Genomic DNA, 6,144 nt, shown 5'->3' with positions numbered 1-6,144 from the left:
ATAAAAAAGCCCCGCTTCGGTGGGGCTTTCTTGTTATTGTGGAAGCCTGTCAGATCGATAAGACTTTAGGCAGTGATTACAGAGTGAAATGCATTCTCGCTATCGTAAGATCTGAGCGGTATCATTGTCCGCAAGCTACGATCCCGGTCGGCTGAGACGCCTCACATTCAACTACTGCTTGCGCACTTCCCGGTGCAGGATGTTCCCCTTGGGGTCGCGTATGACGACTGCCACTTCCGCCAGCTTGGGATAGTACTCGTATTCTATCGTTTCTGTCAGTTTATTCTGTGCGTCGTAAAATTTCTTTGCCAGCAGGACATCCTTTTCGGTATATCTCAACTCATGTTTACCAATGTAACTGCTATCCGCCCTATAGTATTCAGATGTAGTGATCCTGTGCGTTACAGCTTGTAATGAATCACCTACGTCTTCGAAACGGTGCCTGAAGCGGTAGAAATAGTAGACGTTTCCCACATTATCACGAACCTGTATGCTCAGCGGTCTGTCCAGCACGTTGTGCCTGAAGTCGGCGATCCAGCCCGGCTTCATCTCGCTTGCCGTAGGGTGGAAAAGGTGCGGATCCAGACTGGTAATCGGCTGCTGTACAGAGAAAACGACCGAAAGTTGAGACTGCTTGAACTCTTCGTCCCAGAGAAGGAAATAGCTCCACAGCTTTTGATTCCGCCTCAGGAAATATTCAACTGATCGAATGTGGGCTGTGTCAGCGTACGAGACCCTGAAGAAGGGCCGATCACCAACTTTTACTGTCGGAATTCTCTTCTTGAGTCCTCTCGTGTGTGGATCCCAGTTCTCATAGAAACGGTACGGAGGTTTAGGTTTAGGAAACAGCTCTCGCTTCTTCATTTTGCGCGCAAGCCTGTCGCCGTTGGGAATGAACTCTACCCGCATCAGGCGCCCTTTGTGGTCATAGATGGCACGGAAATGGTTAATATCTCTCGATTCTTCTGCATCTACTTCATCTGCCAGCAGATCGTTCCGCTTCAACTGAGTCTTGAAATACTTTACAGTACGTTTCCTACTCTCTTCCTGAGGGAGTGGTTCAGCGGTCACGGACAATGTCCCCAGTACCGCCAGCATCGTGATTGTCGCCCATTTGCGGAGAGTCAGCCCCGTTTTACGGTCACAGATCAGGGTGCGTAAAAGTGTTTTTTTAATCGCCATTCAAATGCAACGCAAAGATAATCTAGGAATAACTCAACAGTTCAGTCCGTTTACTTTCCAGCTCCTTCAGACGCTGCTGAAGTTCTGTCACTTCAAGAAGAGTAGAGGAGGAGTCTTCACCCTTGCGCTCCATTTCTCTCAGGCGGATCCTGTGTTCTGTGATCCGTTCCCGCAGGGGCGTCTTCTCCAGTGCAATCAGGCAGTCCACCGCCACACGGTGAGAATCCTCGTGGGATAATGCTTCAAAAAGTACTTTCGATGCCAGCTTGCGGTCACTTTCTTTCTCGAACTGATCGATGGCTCCGGAAAGCTTGCCGGCGCTCTCTTGCTCCGCTTTCGGCAGCAGATATTCCGCGAGAGACTTGAGTACGGGGTGTGAGAAGGTGTCGCGATTGAGATGTTTCTTCAACAGTTGAATCACTTCCCGGTCATCGCTGGCGAGCAGTTTGACGATTTCAACCTGAGCCCGCTCATTTGATGAAAAAAGTGAAGTTTCCTCATCGGTATCCTTCTTCGGCTTCGATCGACCGAATCTCCGCGACTGCTGTGCCAGCATCCGTATGAGGACTTCGTCGTCCACGGCCAGTGCTTCGGCCACCTTCCTCACTGTATGATGTCGAACAATCTCATCGCGGATACCAACCAGCTCGTTGATAATATCCCGCGCTACCTGAGATCGGCTGGAGGCTTTGGAAAGGTCATGGGGCGTGTTCTGGAGATGGAAGTCGATGAGGTCTGTGGCGTTTTCTTTAGCCGTCAGGAACGGTTCGGCCCCTTCCGCCTTTACCCAACTGTCTGGATCAGAATCATCGGGCAATCTGATTATTTCTGCGGTCAGTCCGCCCCTCAGAAGATTGTAACCGGCGTTGATGGCCGCCTTTTTGCCGGCGGCGTCACCGTCATAGGCGAGGTAGACGGTGTCTGTGAATTTACGGATCTGGATGACGTGCTGGCCAGTAAGTGCCGTGCCTGAGGAAGCGGCAATATTTGTGATTCCGTTCTGATAGAGTTGCAGCAGATCTGTGTAACCTTCCACCACGATAAGGCACCCCTCTTGCCGCACAGCATCTTTGGTCGTTGAGAAGCCGTAGAGTATTTCGCTTTTATTGTAGATGGGCGTTTCGGGAGAGTTGAGATACTTTGCCTCGCTTTCACCGTCCATATCTCTGCCGCCGAAAGCCACCACGCGCCCGGAACGGTTGCTGATGGGAAACATGAGCCGACTCCTGAAGCGATCGAAGGTTCCCTTTTCCGATCTGGTGAAAAGGCCGCATTTCTCAATGACCTCATCTGAAAACTTCTTGGACTTGACTGCTGAGTAGAGCTGATCCCATTTGTTGGAGGTGAAACCGACAGAGAATCGATCGAGCGTCTCTGACGTTAGTCCGCGATCTTTAAGATAGCGGCGGATCTTCTTGCCGAGATCGGACTGAAGGTTCTTCCTGTAAAGCTCTGTGGCGAGGGAGTGAATATCGTACATCTGAGAGAAGAATTCTTTTGAGGCACCGTCCCGTTCGAGTTTCAGTTCAATACCGTAGCGCTGAGCGAGAGATTGCAGAGCTTCAGTAAAACTGATTTTCTCGTATTCCATAAGGAAAGTGATGACATTGCCGCCGGCTCCGCAGCCGAAGCAGTGAAAAATCTGTTTGTCAGGTGCCACACTGAACGAGGGGGTCTTCTCCGCATGGAAAGGACAGAGGCCGAAAAAGTTCTTCCCCCGTCGTCTCAGTTCAACGTGTTCCGCAACAATATCGAGAATATCCGCAGCATCGCGGATTCTGTCGATTGTATCTTCAGCAATCCGTGCCATGATCAGTGCCTGAGGCTATCCCCTGAATTCATTCTTTCCTTCAACCATAGTTCACTCTTGATTACTGAGTCTTGCAGGCCAAACGAATATATTGACCAGTCCCTGTAAATGGTGAACTGCCTGTAAACGAAAGAATCTGACTTCAGCTTTCTAAAGTAATTCTGGTTTGGAATCATATCGATCATCCACAGTATAACCATAATGGTCACTACTCCTTTGAGGAATCCGAAAACGACGCCCAAATATCTATTAGCCCATCTTATTCCCTTGGATAGCATAAACACTTGCAGGAATCTTGTCAAGAGTCTTGTTACAAAAAGAACGCTCGCAAACAGAACGATAAAACTTGCGCTTGAAAGGATTCGACCATCGACAGCAACCCTTTCCTGGAGCCAAAAGGCAAGTGTGCCGGCGTAACGGACGGTTATCGCTGTGGCGAAGAGGAGGGCCACAAGACGGGCGAGTTCCTCTAGGAATCCGCGGTGATAACCTATAATGGTGAGGGCAAGCGTAATAACGATGGCAATGAAATCGAAGCCGTGATTGAACTGAAAGAGAGGCACAGAACGGACCTTTTCATTCGTTCAGCTTCTGTCGCACCATCAGCTGCACTTGCTTCCCATCGGCCTGACCTGCAACCTTTCTCATGACCGCCGGCATAACCTTTCCCATATCTTGCATGGATGTGGCCCCTGTTTCCTCGATGATGCTGGTTACAATCGCCTCAAGTTCACTCCCTGACAGCTGGTTGGGTAGGTAAGCTTCGATCACTTCAAGTTCGGTTTCTTCGCTCTGTACCAGATCGTCGCGACCGCCCTTCTCGTACATTTCAATGGCTTCTCTTCGTTGCTTGGCAGCAGACTGAATTACCTTAATCTCCTCGGCCTCGGAGAGAGTTTCGCCTTTGGCTATGGCACCTTCTTTCAGTTTTGCCAGCAGCGTTCGGAGTGTCCGGACGGTGTCGCGCCGCCCATCCTTGAGTGCATCTTGCATGGTACTCTTAAGCTGGTCGTAGAGTGACATCAGTTTCCTCAATCAATGGCACTGGAGTGTTTTCCAGCGACTAAGTAATTTACTGCGTTTTGAAGCTCGAGTCTAGCGAGGAATTTTAATCGGTGCCCGGTAGCGCTTGCAGATTTGCAATCCCACAGTGGGATATAGAATATAGCTACGTGGAATTGCTGGCAAGTGCTCGCTGGGGGGTGCTTGCAGGTGGGTTTGGAGGGTCACCATCCGGGCACCGATATCTTGGTAGAGTTGCTACAGAACAGCCAGCGGCCGTCCATTCTCTTATGTCAAAAATCTTCGTATTCATAAGGTAAAAAAGTTCATTATCGTGTCTTAAACTATTCGCTTTCCCCCGCAATGAGGTTCTGCATAGCATTGTGCTTTTCTGTCACACGGTGGGCAAGTTGTTCAAGGTTTTCGCTCTGCATCATATCCCGGATTTCTTCTCTGATCACCTTCCACTTATGGTGAAGAGGGCACGGTTGACTGTCAGTACAAAGATCGAGCCCAAACACGCACTGTTCTTCTTCAGGTTCCGGTCCTTCGATGGCTTGCACGATCTGAGGCAGAAAAATCTCTTTAGCCGGCCTGGCCAGCATTATACCGCCTTTTCGACCCCTAGTGGCTTTCAAAAGTCTGTGCTTCACCAGCGTTTGAGCAATTTTTGCCAGGAACTGATGCGGAATGTTGTACGCCTTTGCCACCTGACCGACCATAACCGGATCGGGAGAATCCCTTTCCGCCAGATAAACCAGCGCCTGAATGGCATATTCTACTGACTTTGAGAATAACATTAATCAAGACCCCCTTATCGCTTTTGCAAATTACGAGTCCTTTTAGCTGATGTCAAGTATTTTTGTTCAAGCAATAAAGTGACCAATTTTATTAACCTTGTGCTGGGCGGAATCATATGAGCGGCTGAATGAGACTTCTCAACTCGTCCCCGCTCTTGAAGCCTGAGATCTTATGGGTAATGTTGCCTTCGTGGTCGATGCTAATGGTGAGGGGGATAGCTTTGTTAAGTTTTTCAGGTGAGATTTTGTCTGCGGAAAACCGTAATGGTGAGTATTAAAGGAACGGCTATCCACAGAATCAGCATCGAACCCTTATCAAGACTTTTCTTTTTTGTCAACCATTCCAACATTTGTTTTAGGCGAGATTTTTGTTTCCCAGCATTATTCTGCATTAATCTTTATATTCCACCGTGAGAATTAGATTTATAGCTATACTTTTACTTTTAGCCAACTTCGTAGTTTGGAGCTGGGCATTGGAAGAGCGTCGCAAACCAGAATTTCAATCTGTTAGTATGGATCTGGTTTAAGCGAGGAGGTTAAAATGAGAAAATCAATTTGTTTATTAATAGTTATGATTTTGGTTGGATGTCTTCCTGTTTCCCGTATAGTTGTAGGTGAAACAAGAGCACCAGTATCTCCATCTCAAGTGAAAGTATATCTAGACTATCCTGAAGAATATGAAAAAATTGCATTGATTGATGCAGGAAGTAATTTTGCATTTAAAGACCCTGCAATTCTTTTTACTTGGCAAAGTAAAATGAATAAAGTCATAGAGCGTCTAAAAATTGAAGCCGCACAATTGGGTGCTAATGGTGTTGTGATGTTAGGCACAGATAACAAAATCCATCAGTCATTTAGTGTAGATAAAGATGGTAATGTAAGTTCGTCACCGTACACCGAAAAATTTGGGAAAGCGATAGCCATATATGTAATAGAGGAGAAGTAAAATAAAACGGATGATTCTTCAAGTGAGGATACTAACTAACTCATCACATCATTATGCTTTTCAACCGAACTTTTCAACTTCGATTCGAAAATGACGGGGGGACGGTCGGGATGAAAGAAGCACCCACAGCGTGACATGATTTTTTGGTATTTAGGTCGGGCTCATAACCCGATGGATGGATCTACTTCGAATCTTCATCCTCATCTTCATCTGGTCTATATTCCAATATATCACCTGGCTGGCAGTCCAGTACAATGCAGATCTTTTCCAGAGTGTTATACCGTAAACCTTTTACATTACCAGTTTTGAGTAAGGATAAGTTGGTTAATGAGATACCGATAGCTTTCGAAAGCTGAGTAAGAGTCATCTTCCGTTTAGCAAGCATCACATCCAAGTTTGTTATA

Annotated in this window: 7 protein-coding genes; 1 reads left to right on the top strand and 6 read right to left on the bottom strand. The window is 47.4% G+C overall.

Annotated elements, in window-relative coordinates; genetic code table 11:
• Window positions 1–171: 171 nt before the first annotated feature.
• The 5 genes from QF669_04745 to QF669_04725 form a co-directional block, all read right to left on the bottom strand.
• The gene (locus tag QF669_04745; GenBank protein ID MDP6456746.1) at window positions 172–1,182 is read right to left on the bottom strand and encodes a hypothetical protein; all 1,011 of its coding nucleotides are present in this window, start codon (window positions 1,180–1,182) and stop codon (window positions 172–174) included.
• A gap of 22 nt (window positions 1,183–1,204) precedes the next feature.
• Entirely contained in the window at window positions 1,205–2,992 is a 1,788-nt protein-coding gene (dnaG, locus tag QF669_04740; GenBank protein ID MDP6456745.1) for a DNA primase, read from the bottom strand.
• A gap of 2 nt (window positions 2,993–2,994) precedes the next feature.
• A complete protein-coding gene (locus QF669_04735; GenBank protein MDP6456744.1) occupies window positions 2,995–3,555 on the bottom strand; it encodes a CvpA family protein in 561 nt (186 codons plus the stop codon).
• A 13-nt stretch (window positions 3,556–3,568) separates the two neighbouring features.
• On the bottom strand, window positions 3,569–4,015 hold the full coding sequence (locus QF669_04730) for a GatB/YqeY domain-containing protein (GenBank protein ID MDP6456743.1): 447 nt from the start codon (window positions 4,013–4,015) through the stop codon (window positions 3,569–3,571).
• A 323-nt stretch (window positions 4,016–4,338) separates the two neighbouring features.
• On the bottom strand, window positions 4,339–4,794 hold the full coding sequence (locus QF669_04725; protein ID MDP6456742.1) for an Rrf2 family transcriptional regulator: 456 nt from the start codon (window positions 4,792–4,794) through the stop codon (window positions 4,339–4,341).
• Window positions 4,795–5,335: 541 nt separating this feature from the next.
• On the opposite strand from QF669_04725, the gene QF669_04720 reads away from it, so the two are divergent.
• Window positions 5,336–5,740, top strand: coding sequence for a hypothetical protein (locus QF669_04720; GenBank protein ID MDP6456741.1), 405 nt, complete (start codon window positions 5,336–5,338; stop codon window positions 5,738–5,740).
• A 181-nt stretch (window positions 5,741–5,921) separates the two neighbouring features.
• Here QF669_04720 and QF669_04715 read toward each other — a convergent pair whose 3' ends face one another.
• Entirely contained in the window at window positions 5,922–6,143 is a 222-nt protein-coding gene (locus tag QF669_04715) for a helix-turn-helix transcriptional regulator (GenBank protein ID MDP6456740.1), read from the bottom strand.
• Between the last annotated feature and the right edge of the window lies 1 nt (window position 6,144).

This window comes from Candidatus Neomarinimicrobiota bacterium (assembly GCA_030743815.1).
Lineage (GTDB): Bacteria > Fidelibacterota > Marinisomatia > Marinisomatales > S15-B10 > UBA2146.
Note: the sequence above shows the minus strand (reverse complement) of the source record. Positions and strands in the feature narration are given on the sequence as shown.